Raw genomic sequence first — 980 nt, forward strand, 5'->3', positions numbered from 1 at the left:
CTTTTGGCTTTAGTGAGGACGAGATTTATTGGATTGAGAGTTTTGCAGCGGATAATCTTTTACTTATGTGGGAAATGGCAAAGGAGAGTAAGCAAATTGCCTAAAATATTAGCAGGTTTCTTAGGGTATGTGTTTTATTTTTGGGATTAAGGTTGCCATTAAACCACAGTAAAATCCAAAACACTCTCCGCAACCCCTTCAGGTTTGACAAAAAACAAGATAAAACGTATAATAAACATAAAGAGACAACTGGTTGTGGAAAGCCGGTTCTCCTCATTGTTTAAAAGTTAGAAAGAAACCGTCTTACCGCTAGGCGGTTTTTTTCATGCCGTAATTACTTACGATACGTAAGGATCAGCACGACCAGAGTTGCGAAAGCAATCATCAGAGATAACGCTTCGAAAACAGTCATAACATCACCCCCACTCGCTAGGGAGTAAGAAAACCGACTACCAGTTGTCTCAAAATGTATTATAACATAATACTTAATTTTTGAGAATACACCTAAAAAGGTGTGTTTTTTATTTTAAGCATATTTAAAAACAAAGATACCAGATTCTATCCCAGCCTCTTTTATATCAAATGAATTGTACTACTGTACCCATTAATCTACTATATTTCCCGTCGCTAATTGCTTTGACGTAAATCATAGCATGACCTTTCATTGCTAAAGCCTTGGTTTTCAGTTTAATGAGTTCAACTTCCCAATCTTGCGTACTGTCTCCTAAAGAACCATCTGAGAAAATGATTCCCATAATAGAATATTCTTCTTTTAAGTCGCCGGTTGTTGTAACAATAGAATCATAATCTGTTTCAGGATTTTTGTTTGAACTAAACCATACCATTTGCTGCACTCCTTTGTTCTTATGGTGAAGTTAGCTACATTATATTATTTTGTTGCGTTAAAAGCAAATGTTTTTTCATAGAAATCGTTTTGTAAAGAATCTGCATTTTTATTCTTTTGAATGTTTCATTATTTA

Annotated in this window: 2 protein-coding genes; both read right to left on the reverse strand. The window is 34.6% G+C overall.

Annotation, left to right across the window (positions count from 1 at the left end; translation table 11 throughout):
• Nucleotides 1-334: 334 nt before the first annotated feature.
• Nucleotides 335-412 carry a putative holin-like toxin gene (locus HMPREF9443_RS11205; protein WP_366939773.1) on the reverse strand — a complete coding sequence of 26 codons (78 nt, stop codon included), beginning with the start codon at nt 410-412 and terminating at the stop codon, nt 335-337.
• Nucleotides 413-578: 166 nt separating this feature from the next.
• On the reverse strand, nt 579-845 hold the full coding sequence (locus HMPREF9443_RS06625; protein WP_009145787.1) for a hypothetical protein: 267 nt from the start codon (nt 843-845) through the stop codon (nt 579-581).
• Nucleotides 846-980: the final 135 nt, after the last annotated feature.

This window comes from Phascolarctobacterium succinatutens YIT 12067, from assembly GCF_000188175.1.
Taxonomy (GTDB): domain Bacteria; phylum Bacillota; class Negativicutes; order Acidaminococcales; family Acidaminococcaceae; genus Phascolarctobacterium_A; species Phascolarctobacterium_A succinatutens.

Coding starts and splice junctions, on each gene's coding strand:
- HMPREF9443_RS11205 (WP_366939773.1), bottom strand. CDS start 412: ATGACTGTTTTCGAAGCGTTATCTCTGATGATTGCTTTCGCAACTCTG.
- HMPREF9443_RS06625 (WP_009145787.1), bottom strand. CDS start 845: ATGGTATGGTTTAGTTCAAACAAAAATCCTGAAACAGATTATGATTCT.